Origin of the sequence: Sediminihaliea albiluteola, assembly GCF_014077625.1 — a bacterium.
GTDB lineage: Bacteria > Pseudomonadota > Gammaproteobacteria > Pseudomonadales > Halieaceae > Sediminihaliea > Sediminihaliea albiluteola.
Genome location: NZ_JACFXU010000013.1, coordinates 557,105 through 578,085, shown reverse-complemented (window position 1 = coordinate 578,085; position 20,981 = coordinate 557,105). Strand labels below are relative to the sequence as shown.

Annotated in this window: 19 protein-coding genes and 1 tRNA gene; all 20 read right to left on the bottom strand. The window is 53.1% G+C overall.

The window, feature by feature from the left end; translation table 11 throughout:
* Positions 1-15 precede the first annotated feature (15 nt).
* Entirely contained in the window at positions 16-570 is a 555-nt protein-coding gene (locus H2508_RS03635) for a DUF1285 domain-containing protein (protein ID WP_182169011.1), read from the bottom strand.
* 51 nt (positions 571-621) lie between these two features.
* Positions 622-1,824 carry a phosphoglycerate dehydrogenase gene (locus tag H2508_RS03630; protein WP_182169010.1) on the bottom strand — a complete coding sequence of 401 codons (1,203 nt, stop codon included), beginning with the start codon at positions 1,822-1,824 and terminating at the stop codon, positions 622-624.
* A 72-nt stretch (positions 1,825-1,896) separates the two neighbouring features.
* Positions 1,897-3,777 (bottom strand): SurA N-terminal domain-containing protein, encoded by a 1,881-nt coding sequence (locus tag H2508_RS03625; protein ID WP_182169009.1) that lies wholly within the window; start codon positions 3,775-3,777, stop codon positions 1,897-1,899.
* Positions 3,778-3,900: 123 nt separating this feature from the next.
* The gene (locus H2508_RS03620) at positions 3,901-4,176 is read right to left on the bottom strand and encodes an HU family DNA-binding protein (RefSeq protein ID WP_182169008.1); all 276 of its coding nucleotides are present in this window, start codon (positions 4,174-4,176) and stop codon (positions 3,901-3,903) included.
* Positions 4,177-4,392: 216 nt separating this feature from the next.
* Positions 4,393-6,804 carry an endopeptidase La gene (gene lon / locus H2508_RS03615; protein WP_182169007.1) on the bottom strand — a complete coding sequence of 804 codons (2,412 nt, stop codon included), beginning with the start codon at positions 6,802-6,804 and terminating at the stop codon, positions 4,393-4,395.
* A 150-nt stretch (positions 6,805-6,954) separates the two neighbouring features.
* The gene (clpX, locus tag H2508_RS03610) at positions 6,955-8,244 is read right to left on the bottom strand and encodes an ATP-dependent Clp protease ATP-binding subunit ClpX (protein WP_182169006.1); all 1,290 of its coding nucleotides are present in this window, start codon (positions 8,242-8,244) and stop codon (positions 6,955-6,957) included.
* Between the two features lie 112 nt (positions 8,245-8,356).
* Positions 8,357-8,998 (bottom strand): ATP-dependent Clp endopeptidase proteolytic subunit ClpP, encoded by a 642-nt coding sequence (gene clpP / locus H2508_RS03605; protein ID WP_182169005.1) that lies wholly within the window; start codon positions 8,996-8,998, stop codon positions 8,357-8,359.
* Positions 8,999-9,072: 74 nt separating this feature from the next.
* The gene (gene tig / locus H2508_RS03600) at positions 9,073-10,395 is read right to left on the bottom strand and encodes a trigger factor (RefSeq protein ID WP_182169004.1); all 1,323 of its coding nucleotides are present in this window, start codon (positions 10,393-10,395) and stop codon (positions 9,073-9,075) included.
* Positions 10,396-10,487: 92 nt separating this feature from the next.
* Positions 10,488-10,572: transfer RNA gene (locus H2508_RS03595), tRNA-Leu, on the bottom strand.
* Positions 10,573-10,734: 162 nt separating this feature from the next.
* Entirely contained in the window at positions 10,735-12,030 is a 1,296-nt protein-coding gene (locus H2508_RS03590) for a hypothetical protein (RefSeq protein WP_182169003.1), read from the bottom strand.
* Between the two features lie 3 nt (positions 12,031-12,033).
* A complete protein-coding gene (locus H2508_RS03585) occupies positions 12,034-13,110 on the bottom strand; it encodes a beta-N-acetylglucosaminidase domain-containing protein (protein ID WP_182169002.1) in 1,077 nt (358 codons plus the stop codon).
* 324 nt (positions 13,111-13,434) lie between these two features.
* Positions 13,435-13,788 (bottom strand): PilZ domain-containing protein, encoded by a 354-nt coding sequence (locus H2508_RS03580; protein ID WP_182169001.1) that lies wholly within the window; start codon positions 13,786-13,788, stop codon positions 13,435-13,437.
* Positions 13,785-14,795: a DNA polymerase III subunit delta' gene (gene holB, locus H2508_RS03575; RefSeq protein ID WP_182169000.1), complete on the bottom strand. Its 1,011-nt coding sequence runs from the start codon at positions 14,793-14,795 to the stop codon at positions 13,785-13,787. Before holB ends, H2508_RS03580 begins: the two co-directional genes overlap by 4 nt.
* Positions 14,792-15,448: a dTMP kinase gene (gene tmk / locus H2508_RS03570; protein WP_182168999.1), complete on the bottom strand. Its 657-nt coding sequence runs from the start codon at positions 15,446-15,448 to the stop codon at positions 14,792-14,794. The genes holB and tmk overlap by 4 nt, the downstream gene beginning before the upstream one ends.
* Complete coding sequence (mltG, locus tag H2508_RS03565; RefSeq protein ID WP_182168998.1) at positions 15,448-16,491, bottom strand: endolytic transglycosylase MltG; 1,044 nt, start codon at positions 16,489-16,491, stop codon at positions 15,448-15,450. The genes tmk and mltG overlap by 1 nt, the downstream gene beginning before the upstream one ends.
* On the bottom strand, positions 16,488-17,336 hold the full coding sequence (gene pabC, locus H2508_RS03560; protein WP_182168997.1) for an aminodeoxychorismate lyase: 849 nt from the start codon (positions 17,334-17,336) through the stop codon (positions 16,488-16,490). Before pabC ends, mltG begins: the two co-directional genes overlap by 4 nt.
* 11 nt (positions 17,337-17,347) lie before the next feature.
* Entirely contained in the window at positions 17,348-18,589 is a 1,242-nt protein-coding gene (gene fabF / locus H2508_RS03555) for a beta-ketoacyl-ACP synthase II (protein WP_182168996.1), read from the bottom strand.
* A 99-nt stretch (positions 18,590-18,688) separates the two neighbouring features.
* Positions 18,689-18,925: an acyl carrier protein gene (gene acpP / locus H2508_RS03550; RefSeq protein ID WP_182168995.1), complete on the bottom strand. Its 237-nt coding sequence runs from the start codon at positions 18,923-18,925 to the stop codon at positions 18,689-18,691.
* 146 nt (positions 18,926-19,071) lie between these two features.
* Positions 19,072-19,815, bottom strand: a complete 744-nt coding sequence (fabG, locus tag H2508_RS03545) for a 3-oxoacyl-ACP reductase FabG (RefSeq protein WP_182168994.1) — start codon at positions 19,813-19,815, stop codon at positions 19,072-19,074.
* A 17-nt stretch (positions 19,816-19,832) separates the two neighbouring features.
* Positions 19,833-20,786 (bottom strand): ACP S-malonyltransferase, encoded by a 954-nt coding sequence (gene fabD, locus H2508_RS03540; RefSeq protein ID WP_182168993.1) that lies wholly within the window; start codon positions 20,784-20,786, stop codon positions 19,833-19,835.
* Between the last annotated feature and the right edge of the window lie 195 nt (positions 20,787-20,981).

The window sequence follows — 20,981 nt, the reverse complement described above, 5'->3', positions numbered from 1 at the left end:
GTGATACATAATCTCCTACTGTAGTGGCCAGAAAATACCGGCGCTGCGAACACCCAGTACGCCCGCCTCTTCCTCGGCATCCTCAACTAAGCGATACCACGCGCTGCGGCTGCATAAGGCACTCAGACCATGTGGCAAGGCAATGCCTGCAACCTTGTCCTGTTCGGGCTCAAGAAATAAGGGATGATCTTTATCCAAGGGATATTGCTTGCCAGTATTTAAGCAAGCCTTAATAAGCGCTGTGCCAGAGTCACTCTCCGAGCGCTCGAAATCGACAATAAGTAAGGGGTGAGCATCGACCTTGATCCGCCATTTTTCAGCGGGAGTGACCAAGTAGTAATCACCGTCAGCTTCGCGACGCAGAATGCTGGCGAATACTCGCACGATTGCTGGACGCCGAATCTCACTGCCCTCATGCCACCAGCTACCATCGCTGCGAATGACAATATCGATATCGCCAGACAGGGGGGGATCCCAGAGCTGCAGTGGCGGGCTATCAAAATTGCGTTTTTTGGGAAGTTGTGCGACAAGCGCCGCTAGCGCCTGCTCTTGCGGATTGTTATCGGCCATGGGACTTTGCCTGTGCTGCTCTAAGAACAGCACAGTATAGCCCGCTTAGACTTAGCCTGCGTCCTTAGCGGGCTTGCCGTTACCGATTAGACGTACATTCACCACGCCCTCAAGTTGGCGCATCTGCTCTAGCAGTGATTCCGGTGGCAAGGTGTCGATATCGATGAGGTTGTAAGCAATTTCATCGCGACTCTTGTTGAGCATATCCACTACGTTAATATTCTGCTCTGCCAGCAGGGCTAATATGCTGCCCAGAATGCGCGGCACGTTAGTATTGGTGACCGCTAAACGGTAACCACTGACACGCTCAAGGTGCAGGGCGGGAAAGTTAACCGAGTTGCGGATGTTGCCACTCTCTAGGAAGTCGCGCAGTTGATCGGCGGCCATAATGGCGCAGTTGTCCTCCGCCTCATCGGTGCTGGCACCAATATGGGGCGTAAGGATTACATCGCTGCGACCGATCAAATCTGGCGAGGGGAAATCTGCGATGTATTTACGCAGTTTGCGTTCATCAAGAGCCGCAACCAAAGCTTCTTCATCGACAATTTCTTGGCGGGCGAAGTTAAGCAGGCAAGCGTGAGGCTGCATGACGGCGAATAGATCGGCATTAATCATACCGATCGTCGACTCCAATACAGGCAGGTGTAAGGTGATGTAATCACTGCGCGAGAATAAAGCCGATAGTGTGTCTGCTTTGCGCACCTCACGGGGCAGACGCCAGGCAGCATCCACTGACAGCGCTGGGTCATAGCCAACCACTTCCATACCCAAAGTCAGTGCCATTTCAGCCACCATCGAGCCGATCGCACCCAGGCCTACAACACCCAGTGTTTTGCCAGTTAGCTCATTGCCTTTAAAGCGTTTCTTTTGCGCTTCAAGGGTCTGGTTAAGTTCAGCTTTGTCGCGCAGTGTTTTAAGTGTAGCGACATACTCTGAGCCCTCAATAATACCGCGGGAACCCAGCAACAAGCCGACCGCAACCAGCTCTTTAACTGCGTTAGCATTGGCGCCTGGTGTGTTAAAAACGGGGATGCCGCGCGCGGTACAGCTGTCAACGGGAATATTGTTTACCCCGGCACCGGCACGTGCGATAGCTAAGACTGAATCAGCGATATCCTCTGCCTGCAGTTTGTGACTGCGCAACAAAATTGCGTCAGGCTGGGCAAACTCGCTGGCAATTTCGTATTCATCACGGGGCAGTCGGTCCAAGCCAAGTAGTGAAATTTGATTGAGCTTGAGAATACGTTTTGCCATGCTTCTAGATTACCTCGATGTATTGGTCGTGATCGCAGTGCCGCCCAATGGGGAGCAGCACTGCGGCTATGATTAATAAATAACGATGTCAGCGTCGTTGCGCAGTTTTTGCTGGAACTCTTGCTGCAGCAAGTTGCTGTATTCAAGCGCAATTTGCTGCTGCAGACCTTGCTGCTGCTGCGGGGCTAAAGCGCTGTAACTGCCCGCTGTGACACGTGACAGCTCAAAGACTTCGGCATCACCCTGAGCATTGAGGGTAAAATCAACCACGCTTTCGCCATCAGCTGGAGCCGCTAGGCGGAACACCCGCTGTGCCAGTGCTGGGGGCAGCATACTGCCACTGCGCTGAGCGCCGATCTCTACCTGCCACTCATAGCCAGAAGCTTTGGCAGTCTCTTCCACAGACTGTCCTGAGCGGATGCTAGCAAGTGCTTGCTGGGCTTTCTCAGTGACTCGTTCGCGGGCGGTCTGATCGGTGATAGCCGCGATGATGCTATCGCGCACCACCGGCAGAGCTTGCAGTTCAGGTTGATTGTGTTTCTGTACGCGCAACACAATAAAATGCTGTGGGCTGAGCTCAATAACTTCACTGTTATGGCCCAAATCCAATACATCTTCAGAGAAAATAGCCGACAGCACGGCGGGCTTTGAAAACAAGCCCGCGGCTTGATCGCGGCTAAGGGGCTCACTGGTTTGCACCTCTAGCTCAAGGTCTTTAGCCGGGCCATTCAGATCCTGTGCGTTAAAAACTTTGTCGCGCAGGGTTTCAACTGTGCTCAGCAGAGTCGCTGCAGCTGCTTGGTCTTGTAGGCGCTGCTCAAGTTCAGGACGCAGCTCTTCTAAAGTGACACTCTCAGCTTCGCGGCGCTCAGTGACCACAATAAAGTGTGTACCTGCTTCAGTCTGTACTGCTGATGAAACCGTATTGGTTGCTAAGGCAGCAATTGCCGATTCCATTTCCTCAGGGAAGGCGTCGCCACTGCTGAAACCCAGATCACCACCGCTACTGGCCGAGGCAATATCGTCAGAGTACTGCTCGGCCAGTTCAGCAAAGTCCTGGCCGCTATCAAGGGCCGACTGCAGTGTTGCAATGCGCTCGGCATAGTCCTGATCAGACTCATCATCTGATTGGGTAAGCAAGATATGCGACACGCGATTTTCGGTTTGGTACTGATAGCTGTTTTTTTCTTGCTCAAACATCGACAGCAATTCTTCTTCATCAACCGGCGCGCGGAAATCGTCCGCTTGCAGCTCGATATAGTTCAGTACCACGCTTTCGGGGCTATAAAATTCAGCTTGATTGCTTTCGTAATACGCTTGGATTTGCTCTTCTGTGACCTCAATATCGGTTTTGACGCTTGCCAGAGGAATAGTCAAATAGCGAACATCGCGCTGCTCTGCAGCTATTTCAGCCGTCAGAGCTAACTCAGCAGGCGTTGCAAATTCACTGCCCGCCAAACCGCTGCGCAATTGATTAACCAGTAAGTCTTGTTTGAGTCCCTGTTTGAATGAGCTGGGCGTGAAACCCGCTTGCGCCAAGGTGCTCTTGTAGACTTCAGGAGAAAAACGGCCGTTCAAATAGAACTGCTCCATAGCGCCAACTACACGCCCTACTTCGAGCTCCGAAATAGTTAGATTCATATCATCAGCAGACTGCATCAATAGACGCCGATTAATAATACTCTGAATCGCCTGTGCACTCAGGCGCTGATCATCGAGCATGGCCGGGTCAATATCTTCACCGAGCATGCTAATCAGCTGGCGCTTTTGGGTGTTAACCATCTGCTGCACTTCCATCGCGCTGATGTCTTCGCCATTGACCTCGGCAACGCCGGAGCTGCCGCCGCCCAATAGAATAGACTCAATGCCAAAGAAGGCGAAGGAGATAGCAATAAGCCACACCACGATTTTGGTCGTGGTGCCCTGAATATTAGAGCGAATGTTCTGGAGCATGGGGGATGAATCCGTATAGGTCTTTTAGATAAAAAAAAGCGCACCGTATGTGCGCTCTTTTTAATCAGTCAGGTCCGTCAGTGCGCCTTTGCGTGACGTCTTGTTGCGGCCTAAGCTGACGACTTAGGGGTTAACCGCGTCTTTGAGTGCTTTACCAGCTTTAAAGCCTGGAACATTAGAGGCTTTAATCTGAATAGTGGCACCGGTTTGCGGGTTGCGGCCTTCGCGAGCGGCACGCGGCTTAACAGAAAAAGTACCAAAGCCAACCAAGGAAACTTGATCACCCTTGGCTAGGGCATCTGTGATGCTCTCAATAACGGCATCCAGTGCGCGACCGGCTGAAGCTTTAGGTAAATCGGCGGCGGCTGCAATTGCATCAATAAGTTCGGTTTTGTTCACACTTATCCCCTTGGAAGTTATATGTGGTGTTTTAATTTCTACAATCCGCGGTTCATCCGCGGATAATTCAGAATACTGTGATGACACTGCATGTCGATCTCAGCACAGCTCAGCTAAAGCGCTACTTCAGCAACTGAGGGAGCCGCGGCAAGACCACGCATTCAGACGGATGACTTTATACCAGAGGATTGATAAGGGTCAACCTGAAGCCCCGTATTAATGCGTATTAATACGGCTTTGCTCATCTTTATCGTCCTCATCAGCCGCTGCGATTGTTCCCGCCAAGTAGTCCTCATCGCTGAGCGCCTCAGGCATGAACTCAAGCGCAATGGCCAACACTTCATCAATCCATTTGACCGCGCGAATTTCTAAGTGCTCTTTGATATTGTCCGGCACTTCTTTCAGGTCACGCTCATTTTCTTTTGGAATGATCACGGTTTTAATACCGCCGCGTCGCGCTGCTAAGAGCTTTTCTTTTAAGCCGCCAATGGGCAGAACTTCACCGCGCAGGGTGATCTCACCAGTCATTGCCACATCGGCGCGGACTGGAATTCCTGTACACACTGAGACCAAGGCAGTGCACATCGCGATACCTGCACTGGGGCCATCTTTGGGTGTGGCACCTTCAGGCACGTGAATGTGCACATCGTGCTTCTCGTGATAGCTAGCGTTGATGCCTAAAACCTGGGAGCGACTGCGCACCACGGTTGTGGCAGCCTGTATCGACTCCTGCATCACATCGCCGAGCGAACCGGTCTGCACATGGCGACCCTTGCCGGCTACCGAGACCGCTTCAATGGTCAACAGCTCACCACCGACAGAGGTCCAAGCCAATCCAGTCACTTGGCCAATTTTGTTGTCTTCTTCGGCGATACCGTAGTTAAACTTCCGCACACCGAGCAAGTCGGGCAGCATCTCAGAAGTCACTTGGGCGTTGCCTTCGGCCTCGCCCAAGGCGAAGGCCTTGACCATCTTGCGACAGACTTTAGCGATTTCACGCTCCAAGGCACGGACCCCAGCTTCACGGGTGTAATAACGGATAATATCCAGAACAGCCTCTTCGAGGATCTCAATTTCGCCTTTCTTAAGTCCGTTTTGCTTAATCTGCTTGGGGATTAAGTAACGGGCTGCGATGTTGAGCTTCTCGTCTTCGGTGTAGCCCGGTATGCGAATCACTTCCATGCGATCGAGCAAGGGGCCAGGGATATTCATGGTGTTTGAAGTACACACGAACATCACATCGGAAAGATCGTAGTCCACTTCCAAATAATGGTCGTTAAAAGCGTGGTTCTGCTCGGGGTCTAACACCTCAAGCATCGCCGAAGCGGGATCGCCACGGTGGTCCATGCCCATTTTATCGATTTCATCGAGCAGGAATAAGGGGTTGCGAACACCCGCCTTGGCCATTTTTTGTAGCAGCTTACCGGGCATAGAGCCAATATAGGTGCGGCGGTGACCGCGTATTTCAGCTTCATCGCGCACGCCACCTAGGGCCATACGGACAAACTTTCGGTTAGTAGCGCGAGCTAGTGACTCACCCAACGAGGTTTTACCAACTCCAGGTGGGCCCACCAAGCACAGCACAGGGCCCTTCACTTTGCGCACGCGCTTTTGCACCGCCAAGTACTCGAGGATACGGTCTTTCACTTCCTCCAGGCCGTAGTGATCTTCATTGAGAATCTTGGTGGCACGGTCTAGGTCATGTTTGACTTTACTGCGCTTGGCCCAAGGCACACTGACCATCCAGTCGATATAGCTGCGCACCACCGAGGCTTCGGCAGACATCGGTGACATCATTTTCAGCTTGCCCAACTCACTCTCAGCTTTTTCCCGCGCTTCTTCGGGCATCTTGGCCTCATTGATCCGCGTTTGTAGCTCATCGAGCTCGTTGGGCGCTTCATCCATATCACCGAGCTCTTTCTGAATCGCCTTCATTTGCTCGTTCAGATAGTACTCACGCTGGCTCTTCTCCATTTGCTTTTTGACTCGCCCACGGATGCGTTTTTCGACCTGAAACAGATCGATCTCAGCTTCCATTAAGCCCATCAAGTGCTCGAGACGGCCGCGAATATCGCCCATCTCCAGGATGTTTTGCTTCTCTTCAAGATCGACGCTCATGTGCGCCGCAATCGTATCAGCTAGGCGCCCCGCCTCATCGATACCGCTGAGCGAAGTCAGCACCTCTGCTGGCACTTTCTTGCTCAGATTCACATACTTTTCGAACTGACTCACAGTCGAGCGTATCAGGGCTTCACTCTCCTCCTCGTCCAGCTCATCACTTTCGATTTCTCGCACCCCAGCGAGGGTAAATGCGCCCTCGTCATCGACACTGTCAACGACAGCGCGGTAGGCGCCCTCAACTAAGACCTTGATGGTGCCATCGGGCAATTTGAGCAGCTGTAAAATATTAGAGACGGTACCGACTTGGTAGATATCATCAGCGCCGGGATTATCGTCACCAGGATTACGCTGAGCAACGAGTAGGACTTGCTTGTCACTGGCCATTGCATCTTCCAGCGCTTCGATGGACTTCTCACGGCCCACAAACAGCGGTAGAACCATGTGTGGATATACCACCACATCGCGCAATGGCAAAAGGGGAAGTTGGATGACAGAGGAAGAACCCATAGTTATCTCCGGGTTGGGGGAATCAGGCTAACACTTACATTATATATGAGGTCGCCAGAAGTATATTCAAGTGGCAACTGGCAGTGATCAGATAGGCAAACACAAATGCCCGCAGCGAGAACTGCGGGCATTTGTAGAGAGGACAAAAACTTACTCGTCTGTGGATGCAGCGCGGGCGCTGTCGTTGTGCTGGTAAACCAGCAGCGGCTCAGAGTCGCCGCGAATGACCGACTCATCGATCACTACCTTGCTCACATCGTCACGGGAAGGAATGTTGTACATGGTATCTAGCAGCACCCCTTCCAATATGGAGCGCAGGCCACGAGCACCGGTCTTACGTTCCATGGCACGTTCCGCAATCGCCCGCAGGCCATCTTCGCGGAAGTCCACCTCAACACCCTCCATTTCAAACAGTTTGCTGTACTGCTTGGTCAGTGAGTTTTTCGGCTCAGTAAGAATCTGTACCAGTGCGGGTACATCGAGTTCTTCCAGTGTGGCAATCACCGGCAGACGACCGACAAATTCGGGAATCAAGCCATATTGCACCAGATCCTCAGGCTCTAGGTCAGATAGGAGCTCGCCCACATTGCGAGACTCGTCCTTGCTCTTGACCTCAGCACCAAAGCCGATGCCGCCTTTTTCCGAGCGATTGCGAATCACTTTATCTAAGCCGGCAAAGGCGCCGCCACAAATAAAGAGGATATTGGAGGTATCAACCTGCAAAAACTCCTGCTGGGGATGCTTGCGGCCACCCTGTGGGGGCACCGAGGCAACTGTGCCCTCAATAAGCTTCAGCAGTGCCTGCTGCACGCCCTCCCCGGAAACGTCACGGGTGATAGAGGGGTTGTCTGACTTGCGAGAAATCTTATCGATCTCATCGATGTAAACAATCCCAACCTGGGCTTTTTCGACATCGTAATCGCACTTCTGCAGCAGCTTCTGGATGATGTTTTCAACATCCTCACCAACATAACCCGCTTCGGTCAGCGTGGTTGCGTCAGCAATAGTGAAAGGCACATCCAACAACCTTGCCAAGGTCTCAGCCAATAGCGTTTTACCACTACCTGTGGGACCGACCAGCAAGATATTACTTTTGCCAAGCTCTACTTCATCGCCGCGGCTCTGACCGTATCGCAGGCGCTTGTAATGGTTGTAAACGGCAACAGCGAGCACTTTTTTAGCGCGCTGTTGACCAATCACATACTCATCGAGAATGGCATTGATTTCCTGTGGTACCGGCAAGTGGTCCTGTTTGGACTCATCGTCGCTTTCTTGTACTTCTTCGCGAATTATATCGTTACAAAGATCGACACATTCATCGCAAATAAACACCGACGGGCCGGCAATCAGCTTGCGGACTTCATGCTGACTTTTACCGCAAAAAGAGCAGTACAGCAGCTTACCGCCATCGTCGCCGGATTTGGTGGTTTCGTCACTCATTCAATCGACCTATGTACTTCCTAAGGTTACTTCGTGTTGCTCTACAGTCTTAAGATGATGTTTTTCGGCTCGCTTTGCAAGCCCAGCATCCACTTCCCCGCGCTTATGCGAGCTACTTAGCAGCCGGGACACGACGGGTTACCACCTCGTCGATCAGGCCGTAAGCCTTGCTCTGCTCGGCATCCATAAAGCGGTCACGCTCGGTATCGCGCTCAATGGTTTCTAGGTCCTGTCCGGTGTGCTCAGCCATTAAACGGTTGAGACGCTCACGGATAATCAGGATTTCCCGGGCGTGAATATCAATATCCGTCGCCTGACCATGGGCACCGCCACTGGGCTGGTGAATCATGGTGCGAGCGTTGGGCAGGCAGAATCTCTTACCTTTTGCGCCGCCGCTCAGCAGGAAAGCGCCCATAGAAGCCGCTTGGCCAATACACATGGTGCTCACATCGGGCTTAATAAACTGCATGGTGTCATAAATCGACAAACCGGCGGTGACTGAGCCACCCGGTGAGTTGATGTAGAGGTGAATATCCTTGTCAGGGTTTTCTGACTCAAGGAACAGCAGCTGGGCCACGATGAGGTTGGCCATGTGGTCTTCCACCTGCCCTACTGCAAAAATGACGCGTTCTTTAAGAAGACGCGAGTAGATATCGTAAGACCGCTCACCTCTGGAGGTTTGTTCAACCACCATGGGAACAAGGCCCAGATTGGTGATGGTATTTTGGCTATTGCCGTTGATCTGGTATGGCATGAGGTCGCGTCCCCGTCTATAAATTATCAATGTGATGAGGCGGCCCTAGCGGCCGCCCCAGGGGAGGCGTGATATCAGGCGGGCTGTTGGGCTTGGCCAATTGCCTCCTGATAGCTGCACTCCTTCTCAGTTACTTGGGCGCTATCGAGTAGTTTTTCAACCACTGCATCTTCCAAAACCTTGGATTCAACCGATGCGAGCTGCTCCTGGTTTGAATAGTACCAGTTGACCACCTCTTCTGGCTCCTGGTAAGTCGAGGCCATGTCTTCAATAGTGGCGCGAACCTTGTCGGCATCGGCCTTTAGTTCAAACTTGCTAACCATTTCTGACAACAACAGGCCCAGTTTAACGCGGCGTTCGGCGTTTTCACTGAACATATCATCTGGCAACAGTGACTTAAGGTCCAGGTTTTGCCCTGCGGCACCGCCAAACTGTTGGAACATTTGGTTGCGCAGCACATCAACTTCCTGAGCAATCAAGGCTTTGGGCACTTCCAGTGACTCGTGAGCTTCGATCACGGCGTCCATGACTTGCTGCTTCACCTTGTTCTCAACGGCATTTTTCAGTTCGCGGTGCATGTTTTCACGCACTTCTTTACGGAACTGCTCTTCACCGCCCTCTTCCACACCGTAGAGCTTGAACAGATCTTCATTGAGCTCTGCGGGAGTCAACGCTGTGACAGAGTTCAGTTTGATAGCAAACTCAACCGCAGCACCTTTAAGGTCTTCGTTGTGGTAATCATCGGGGAAACTCAGTGCCAGAGTTTTTTCTTCTCCAGCCTTCATGCCAACAATGCCATCTTCAAAGCCAGGAATCATGCGGCCTGAACCCAACTCCAGATCGCTGCCTTCAGCACTGCCGCCGTCAAAGGCTTCACCATCTTTGGTGCCAGTGTAATCAATGTTGACCTTGTCGCCTTCAGCAGCGGCGCGCTCAACTTCGTCCCAGCTGCCCTGCTGCTTGCGGAATACTTCGATGATTTGGTCGACATCTTCATCTGTTACTTCAGCAACAGGCTTCTCAACGTCAAAACCCTGCATTTCAACGACTTCAACCTCAGGGAACACTTCAAAAGTCGCGATGTACTCCAGATCTTGACCTGGTTCGAGGTTTTTGGGCTCAATGTTTGGCTGCCCAGCAGGACGCAAGTTTTCTTGGACCACAGCTTCTTGGAAAGATTGGCTCATGACTTCGCCCAGAACTTCCTGGCGCATACCTGCACCAAAGCGCTGGCGCATCACCTTCATCGGTACTTTACCGGGACGGAAGCCCGGGAGGCGTACATTACCAGCCGCTTTTTGCAGCCGCGAATCAACTTCACTGTCGACGCGCTCGGCGGGTACACCGACGGTTAAACGACGTTCGAGACCTGAAGTCGTTTCAATAGACACCTGCATGGTAGTTCCTCATAAATCCGATAGGGTTTGGGCGCCTTGCGCCCTTGGCGATCGAGCGACGACCTGATGAGGTGTCGCGCCGTTATATAATATGGTGCGGAAGGAGAGACTCGAACTCTCACGCCTTGCGGCACTGGAACCTAAATCCAGCGCGTATACCAATTTCGCCACTTCCGCATTTGTAAACTGCCTGCTTGTCCTTGGAACTCGTTCAGACTTTAACTTAACAAAGCTCGCTAAACGATTGATTGCTACGGATAAGAATCCGCACAACCCACTGCAGGGAACAATTACAAGGGCGCAGATTATTCCACAAGCTTCGGTGCTGTTCAAGCCTTGTTAGCGAGGTAAAGCCAACAAAAACACCAGAGGCTCTTTGGCGGCACAACTGAGACGGTAAAAAGCCCTCTGCCCCGGCATAAACAGCGCACTGCCAGCAGGGTATTGTGCTTCATTTAACTCGGCCTGCCCAGCTACCACCATCGCTACGCCGTAGTCCGGTACTGCTAAATCCTCGATTGTTGCAGCAGCTTCAAGCGTAATGCGCCTAACTTCAAAGTCATCAAAATCAACAATGCGCTCAACTATCAAGCCAGGGCCCTTCTGCAAGCATTCAAAGGCTTCTTCGGCTGGCGGCTCCAAGTCCATAATAGCTGCCGCCTGATCTGTATCCCAGTGATCTTGGGTTAAGACCTGCTGCGCAAAAGAAAGAATTTTACGCTCATACACTGGGGTTTGAAATTCAATGGTGCGCACACCGTGCTGCAGTGAATGCGGCAGGCGTAAAGGCACTTTGACCACATCGCCGACACGCAGCGGGCGCAGGTAAGTAAAGCGATTCATGGCCTGGCGCTTAGTCCGCTCAGCCTGCTGCAGGGTCTCGGGTGCCGCTTCAGCGGCGGGCAGCGCATCGAGCTGACGCCGCACTCGCTCGTAGTCTTTCACCGCTTTGACGTAGGCCGCTTTGAACTGCGCATCGGAGTCAAACTGGCGGCGATACTGGGGGTCAAAGCCATAGCGTATGGCGCCAACTCCATCGGGCCAAGCGCTCTTGTCGACCTCAGTGACCACATAAACTTCGCGTTTTTCTTCATGTAGCTCGAAGTATAAGTCGCCTATTACGGGTTCAGGTGAGGGATCGAGAATTTTCAGTAGCACTAAGGCTTGATCGGCAGGACCGGCGGCCGCATCAGGCATCACTGCCTGCAGCCAGGGTATCGCTGTTGCTTTGCCAGCATCAGCAAAGGCACAGACGCCCCGCTCTTCGACACCGGTATACCAGATTTCCTGCCCCCATGGTTTGGCTATATAGACTGGCTGCAAATTCATTGGCTGGCCGGGTACAAAGCAGCCAAAACCACAGCGCTCAGACCAATAATCATAAAGCGCTGCCGCGTCGAGCCCACCTGGATCTACCAACTGCTGATCAGTGACAGAAACTGATAGGCGCTGCTGAGACCACAGATAAATAGCGCTTAAGGGCAGTGCCGGCGCGTCGGGCAGCCAGTACTGCTGAAGCTGGAAATCGACTACCAACAAGCCCTCCCCGCCCTGCTCTCGCCACTGCTGCAGACAAGTCAGTGGCTGGCCTTTGCGATAGTGAAGGTAATCGGTACTTTGAAGCGGGTGGTTCAAGACTCAGTCCGTAAGGCAAGCAGGATCGAAAGTATATTCACCCTGCAGCCAGCTGACCAGTTCAGCGGCTGCCGGCCCAGTAAAGCGAGCGTAACGGGAGCTTAGCTCCTGGCGGCGCAGCTCACCCAAACCCGACAAGCCACCGTACTGAAAGGCATGTCGATCCTGGGCCAGTTGCCGCCATAATTCTTCACCGAGCAACTGAGCTTCAAGGTCTTGCGGCAGTTGATTGCTGTAAAGCTCTGCTAGACCGCGCAGGGCGGGCAGTGACAACTGCGCTTGATTCATCGGGTTGCAAAAGTGCCCCGCCAGATGCTGGTTTATCTTCGGGCTGCGCTGACTCAGAGGTTCCAAATACAACTTATCGCTGCGCACTGCCCCATCGTTTACTGGATAGTTATCCCAGAGTGTTACAGGGCGGCCAAAAGCTGCCTGAATAACGACTAAATCGGCACAGCTAATAGATTCAGAGCACACTTTGGGGCCAGTCCAAAAGACCTCCACCTGCTCTGCTAGCAAAGTGCCTAAACGGGACCAATACTCAGCTGGCATTGGCCCGAAGTGTTTCTCTAACACTGGATCAGTAGAGTAATAGGTCGGGCACATCAAGAGACGTAACTCAGGTGCCCAAGCTTGCACATCGGCAATAATCTCCGCCTGTCGCTCGGCTAAATCCACCACAGCGCCGGGCATATCATCGAACAGCAGGGCCAACAGTGACGGATGCAGCTCCTGGATTCGCTGAACCTTGTCCTTTAACTGCTGCCGCTCCTTTGCACCGTAGTGTCGGTACAACTCAAAAGGCGATAAACCCAAACCGAAAAGCAGCCCCTGCTCACGATACTTTGCCGACAGCTCGAGCAACTGCTGCCACTGGGCTAGAGGCCAGTGCGCAAACCACTGCTTGCGTAAATAAGGGTCACTTTTGGGACAGTAGAGAAAGCTGTTGAGGCCAAGTTGGGGCAGAAACTGCGCGTAATCAAGGCGATCTTGATGGGACCAAGTGCGGCCGTAATAGCCCTCGACAATGCCGCAAAGAAAATCACCCTGAGGCAGGATCACTGCTGACCGTTTCATCATTTTTGCCCAGCTAGACTACGGTTTGGCATAAAAAAGCATACTCTTATAGCCAAACATACTAAGAATTGGCTGTGAAACTATGGAAAATTACCACTTATAGGCCATACTAAGGGTGCAGTTACCTATCCCCTAGCACTATCGGGTGACTGCAAGGAGCACACCCAATGTTCCTTTAAGGAAGCAATTCCTAATGTTTCACTCCTAATGGTCTTATTGGGTCCCTCCCCGGGACCCATTTTTTCATGCGCAATAACATAATATCAATAGCTTAGAGCCTTATCTTAAAGTTAAACATTAAGCGCATTAACAATGTCCAACTCCAAGCTACATGCTATGTGTCGGACGCGCTGAGCCCGAAGTACCCGCTAAATGGTTTTCAATTTTAAGGTTGAGCTCGGCGTCTTCCTCGGAGAACTGCACACCAATTCCCGCCACGCGATTACCCTGAGCGCCTCTCGGGGTCACCCAGACCACCTTGCCGGAGACAGGAATTTTTTCCGATTCGTCAAGCAGGCTGAGCAGCATAAATACCTCGTCACCCAACTGATAGCTATTATTAGTCGGCACGAAGAGACCGCCATGGGTCAAAAATGGCATATAGGCTGAATACAGTACCGCGGGGTCTTTGATAGTCAGCGAGAGAATGCCATTGCGGCTATGGCGAACTTGGTCATTCATTTGGTCATGGCCCTCCGATTTCGCGGCATCTTAGCATTGCTTTGTGCAGGGCCCAACTCTCGCCGCAGGCGAATAAGTAGTGACTCAGTGAACAGTTGCCGGTTCGGGTTGGAGCCTCCGGCTACCGCCACCTGCTGCAGACGCAAGCTATCGAGTAAGGCAAAGGCGCTTCGCCCAGATGCGGCTAAGCTTGCTGCGTCCATATTTTTAATCCATCGCTCGACAAAACTCAGCAATACAATCAACAACTCAGGGGGCGGCACTTCACCCAACACCTTGTGGACTTCAGCTACGCTCATGCGATGCTCAACCAAAGCAGTCAGGGCATCTTCCTGTTGCAGCGCCCCTTCAGCACCGGCCTCGCGGTATAATTGCTCAGCTTGCAGGGGGCGCTGTTCGGCAATCTTAAGTAGCGCGCTACTGCTCTGTCGATCACCGGTAACTTGATCGAGCCAGTCCAAGCTGAGTGCAGCCTCAGGCAAGGGCAACTTCAGTAACTGACAGCGCGAGCGAACCGTTGCCGGTACGCCATGAAGGCGCTGGCAAACGAGAATCATATGGGTGTTAGCAGCGGGCTCTTCCAGGGATTTCAGTAAGGCGTTGGCCGAATTGATGTTCATGTCGTCGGCTGGCGCCAGCACCAGCACTTTGCGCTGACCAAAACCCGCAGTCCATTGGGCAAAGTTAATGGCATCGCGGATCTGATCAACCTTGATTACCCGGCTATCACCCTCTGCCTGCACCCAGCGAAAATCACCGTGAGTGCCTTGCCGGCTATGCTCGCAGGCGGGACATTCGCCGCAGTTGTGCCCCGCATTGGGACGGTGGCATAGCAGCAGTCGGGCCAAAGCGAGGGCAAAGCGCGACTTACCGATACCCGGGGCGCCAGAAATAAGTAAAGCATGGGGGAAACGCCCCTGTTCCAATTGCTGAAGACATTGTGACCAGGCATCACTCTGCCAGGGCAGTGGCGCACTAATTACGGGCAGCGCGTTCAGCTCTATCACTGCCTTACACCCCAGCAATCCAGTAGCTCTTCACAAACTCCATGCAACTGCTGTTGTACTTGTGCTAAGTCTTGGTTGGCGTCAATAATTCGGTAGCGACCGCTACTCTCTCGGGCCAATTGCAGGTAGGTTGAGCGCACGCGCTCGAAAAACTCTAATTGCTCTTGCTCAAAGCGATCGAGGGCGCCGCGATCTCTAGCCCGCTCCATACCAACAGCAACTGTAGCATCCAGTAGCAAGGTGATGTCGGGGCGCAAGTCTCCCTGTACAAGCTGTTCTAGATGGCGGATGAGTTCTGGGTCCATCCCACGGCCGCCGGCCTGATAAGCGTAAGTAGCATCAGTAAAACGATCACATAGCACCCACTGCCCACGGGCCAAAGCTGGCTCAATCACTGTTTCAATGTGCTGCGCCCGCGCTGCAAATATCAACAGCAATTCTGTCATAGCAGCCACTGGCTCAGTTCGTGAGCTGATCAAGACTTGGCGAATATCTTCTGCCATAGCCGTACCGCCGGGCTCGCGACTGACCACTAAATCCACTCCATGCTCTACAAGGTAGCGCCGAAGGTATTCAATATTGGTCGATTTGCCCACGCCCTCTCCGCCTTCTACGGTGATAAATAGTCCTCTGGGCGGTGCTTGATTTGGCACTACTTTACCTCTGGCTGTGGTGTGGAACGATAATCGGCACGACGGCGCAGCTGATATTTACGCACGGCTCGCTGGTGGGCATCAAGGGTGGCACTAAATACATGGCTGCCATCTCCCCGGGCAACAAAAAACAGAGTATCGCCATCCTTAGGGTGCAATGCTGCATGTATTGCTGCAGCACCGGGTAAGGCGATAGGCGACGGTGGCAAGCCGTGATGACGATAGGTGTTGTAAGGGTTTTCCTCGTCCCGCAAATGACTTCGACGCAAGTTGCCGTCAAACTCGCTGCCCAGGCCATAAATCACTGTGGGATCAGTTTGCAGGCGCATGCCCTTATTCAAACGGCGCACAAACACACCGGCTATTTCCCCGCGCTCACTCGCTACGCCGGTCTCGCGCTCAATGATAGAAGCCAGCACTAAGGCTTCGTAGGGGCTTGCCAGTGGCAGTTCATCATCTCTATCCTGCCACTCTTCAGCCAACAAACGCTGCATCGCAGCAAAGGCGCGCTGTAGAATATTCCAATCACTATCGCCGCGAACATAGCGATAGGTTTCTGGTAAAAACAAGCCCTCAGGGCTGGGGTAATTTTTAGTGAGGGCTGCAATCCTTCCATCTTCCAGACCATCAAGGCTGCGCTCTAAAGACTCTTGCCTAGCCAATAATTCTAAAGCTTGCCTTAGGGTCAGACCTTCAGGGATGGTCACTTGATACTGCACCACGTTGCCACTTAGCAAGAGCTCGAGCAGTTCGGCTTGCTTTAGCCCATGGGGCAACAGATATTCACCGCGCTGCAAACGGCTATCGAGGCCAGTAAGTCGGCCATAGAGAGTCAGCATGTAGGGCTGGTCAAGCAGCCCTTGATCCACTAGGCGATGGGCGACACTATTGAGGCTGTCGCCTTGTTTTAGCTCAAACAACAAGCCCTCTTCGCTAATGGCTAGAGGCTGCTCCCAGCGCCGCTTTAGCTCAAAACCCAGGGCCGTTAACAGCAGCGCCAATAAGCTACAGATCACTAAGAACCACAATAATACGCGTTTCATAAGCCCACGCTCTGCTGCAAATCCGCCAGGTATTGCTGTTGCAGGGCCTGGCTAAGAGGATGCTCCCCCCAGCATTTCGCCCCCAGCTGCGCCACCGCACGAAGGCCTTGCAGGCTATTACAAAACAGCAACTCATCGGCATCTAAGCACTGCTCCAATGACAGCGCTTGCTGATGAACTGTTAAACCTAAACGCGGTGCCCAGCGCTCTATAAGAGCCCTGCGGCGAGTACCGCTCACACCGCAATCCTGCAGGCTTGGCGTGTATAACTCACCTTTGACAACCGCAAAGAGATTGCCCGCCACCACCGATACCACCTGCCCTTGTTGATTGCACATCACTGCCTCATCGACATTCTGCGCACGAAACTCCCGGGTCGCCAAGACCTGTTCGAGACGATTGAGGTGTTTGATTCCTGCCAGTAGTGGCTGTGAGGCCAGCCTTAGCGAGGATACCGCCAGCTTTGCCGGCGCTGGACAAGTAAAGGGGTCGAGGGACAGGCTGCTCAGTTGAGCCACCAAGCGCGGCACTGTTGGACTGGGGGCTTGATAACCCCGCGGTCCGCTACCGCGGGTCACGGTGATGCGCAGCGCCGCGACAGCTTGAGGGGCCAGGCTGCTTAGGGCAAGCGCCACGGCCTCATCAAAAGTACTACCCAAGGCGGGAAAGTGCAGAGCAGCCAAGCCAGCTTCGAGGCGCTGGCGATGGTAATCCAGCCAAGGCGATCTGCCATTGACAATGAGTAGTGTTTCAAACAGGCCATCGCCAAAAGACAGGCCGCGGTCGGGCAATGGCAAGCTTGCTGAGCGCTCGCCATCGACCCAAATCACTTCATCCTGAGGCACTGGGGGCGCAGTCAGTCAAGCCTGCTGAACAAGAGTGAACCGTTGGTACCACCAAAACCAAAAGAGTTAGACAGCACATTGCGAATGATGCGCTCTTGTGCGTTATGAGGCACGTAGTTGAGATCGCAGCCCTCGTCGGGATTATCGAGGTTGATCGTTGGTGGCGCCACTTGGTCGCGCAGTGCCAGCACTGAGAAAATGGCCTCTACAGCGCCTGCTGCACCGAGTAAGTGACCAATCATCGACTTAGTTGAGCTAACCGCTACCTGCTCGGCTGCTGCGCCCATCACCGACTTGATGGCTTCGCTTTCAGCCTTATCGCCAGCATGAGTCGAGGTGCCATGGGCGTTGATGTAATCGATTTGATCCACCGGTATTTTTGAATCGTGAATCGCGTTGCGCATGGCGGCAGCGGCGCCGCGGCCATCTTCTGGCGGCAGCGTCATGTGGAAAGCATCACCGCTCATACCAAAACCGCTCAGCTCGGCATAAATTTTAGCCCCGCGAGCTTTGGCCGATTCATAATCTTCGAGCAGCATCACGCCAGCACCATCACCGAGCACAAAACCATCGCGGTCTTTATCCCAGGGACGCGAGGCCGCGGCTGGATCGTCGTTGCGCGTGGAAAGTGCTCTGGCTGCGGCAAAGCCACCCAAACCTACTGGTGTGGTCGCCATCTCAGCACCGCCGACCAGCATGGCATCGGCATCACCTTGGGCAATAAGGCGCGCGCCGAGGCCAATATTGTGCGTGCCACTGGTACAGGCGGTCACAATGGCTAAGTTTGGTCCCTGCATGTTGTATTTCACCGACAGGTTACCGGCAATCATGTTGATAATTGAACCGGGTACAAAGAAGGGTGAGATTTTACGCGGCCCTGATGTGCGTACTATTTCAGTGTTTTTTTCTATCTGGCCAATGCCACCGATACCGGAGCCTATCGCAGCTCCTACTCGGGCAGCGTTAGCCTCAGTAATTTCTAGGCCTGCGTCTTCCATGGCCTGAATACCGGCAGCCATGCCGTATTGCACAAAGACATCCATCTTGCGAGATTCTTTGGCCGCCAAATAAGGGCTCGGGTCAAAGTTTTTGACACTAGCACTAAATTGGGTGGAGTACGCGGAAACATCAAAAGCCTCAATCGTAGCGGCTCCGCTCTTGCCCGCGAGAATATTCTGCCAGGTATCTTCAACAGTCAGCCCGAGGGGACTCACCATGCCAAGGCCTGTGACAACTACTCTTCTGCCATTCACGGCGCAAGCTCCTTAGTAAAATTTAATCGGGTGGTGCTATAACGAGAAAAAGCCGCTCTATGTTAAATAGAAACGGCTTTTCGGTACAGTGTGGAAATATCAGGCGAGGTTTTCGCTGATGTAATCAATCGCCAACTTCACAGTGGTGATCTTTTCAGCTTCTTCGTCTGGAATTTCAGTTTCGAATTCTTCTTCCAGCGCCATAACCAGTTCGACAGTATCCAATGAGTCTGCACCCAGGTCTTCTACGAAGGAGGCTTCTGTCTGTACTTCTTCTTCTTTGACGCCAAGTTGCTCTGCAACGATCTTCTTAACGCGTTCTTCAATACTGCTCATGATATTAGGTCACTCCTGAGTTTAGTGCTTAATCAAACCAACAAACCGGCTGAACGACTGATTTTACTCTGTTTTTCAAGCCAGTAAGAAGTTCTTTCGTTTTAGACGCGTTGCGCCGCGCCATGATTGTACAAAGGTTCCTTGGCTTACGCCATATACATACCACCATTGATATGAAGAGTCTCGCCTGTAATGTAGCCTGCTACATCACTACACAAGAATCCAACCAAGGCGGCAATTTCTTCCGGTTGACCCAAACGCCCCAAGGGAATTTGGCCCAACATTAAATCACGCTGCTCATCTGAGAGCTCACGGGTCATGTCAGTATCGATAAAACCGGGGGCCACACTGTTAACTGTCACAGCGCGGGAACCCAGCTCACGAGCGAGTGCGCGAGTAAAACCCTCGGCACCGGCCTTGCTTGCGGCGTAATTGCTCTGCCCCATATTACCCATAGAGCCTACCACTGAAGTAATGTTAACAATACGACCCCAGCGCGCTTTGGTCATGCCCCGCAGGCAGGCCTTACTCACTCGATATAATGAGTTGAGGTTTGTATCGATGACATCGCTCCACTCATCCGCTTTCATGCGCATCAGCAGGTTGTCACGGGTAATACCGGCATTGTTAACCAATACCAAAGGCGCCGAGTATTGTTCTGTCAAGCTCTTTAGCACCGCGCTCACACTGTCGTCACTTGAAACATCTAGTGTCATGCCGCATCCAGAGTTACCCGCGGCCTGCAGGTAAGAGGAAATCGCTTGGGCCCCATTATCACTGGTAGCTGTACCAACTACAATAAAACCATCAGCCGCTAGGCGCTCGGCAATACTGCGACCAATGCCACGACTGGCACCGGTGACTAAGGCGACTTTCTGTTCTTCCGCCATACCAATTTGACTCCTTATTATTTCTGACCAGTCAAAGCAAGCTTAGTCGCCTGCAGTGCTTCTGGGTCCTCGAGTGAGTGGCTGTTCAAGGACTTATCAATACGGCGATTCAGGCCGCTCAGCACTTTGCCTGGCCCACACTCTACCATCTCTGTGATACCACGGGAGACAATGCTAGCCACACAGGCTGTCCACTGTACCGGACTATAGATTTGTTGCACCAGAAGCTCTCTGATGCGCTCCGGGTCCTGCTCCGCCTCTGCGTGCACATTATGAATAACCGGAATGGTCGGTGCTGCAATGCTCAGACCAGCCATGGCCTGCGCCAATCGCTCACCGGCTGGCTTCATCAATGAGGTATGGAAAGGGGCGCTCACTGGCAGTGGCATGGCGCGCTTTGCCCCCGCCTCCTTGAGTGCTGCGATCGCGGCATCAACAGCTGCAGTATGGCCAGCAATCACCACCTGACCTGGGGAGTTAAAGTTGACTGCTGCAACTTCACCTGCACCTGATGCGACCACTTCTGCACAAGTGGCAACGATAGCTGCATCGTCCAAACCAATAATAGCGGCCATGGCGCCCTCGCCCACCGGCACTGCCGTCTGCATAAACTCACCGCGCTGGCGAACCAGTTGCACAGCGTCAGCAAAACCCAGCGACTGGGCGCAAACTAAGGCGCTAAATTCACCCAGACTATGTCCGGCCATGACTGCCGGCTGTGCCCCGCCCTGCTCCAACCAAGCACGCCATAAAGCGACACTTGATGTCAGCAGTACCGGCTGGGTGGTAGCGGTCATGTTGAGCGCTTCCTGCTCGCCGTTCTGGACTAGGTCCCATAGGTCGTAGCCCAAAGCAGTGGAGGCCTCTTCAAAAGTGTCGCGCACTGCTGTGAATGCAGCGTAAGCATCGGCCAACATGCCGACTTTTTGCGAGCCTTGGCCTGGAAATATAAAAGCGGATGGAGTAGTCATAGCGTCAACCCTGTTCAGTAACAGCCGCAGCGAACCCGAAAGCGGCAATCCTGCAGGCAGGAAGATGCGCCGGTCCAATGGATCGGGGCGGCGATAATCTATAAGACGGAGAAAGCAAAGTTGACAGTGCATACAGCACTGCCTGGAGGGAAATGCGGGGACAGCAAGAGCCAACCCCGCTTATTCGAGCAGCGG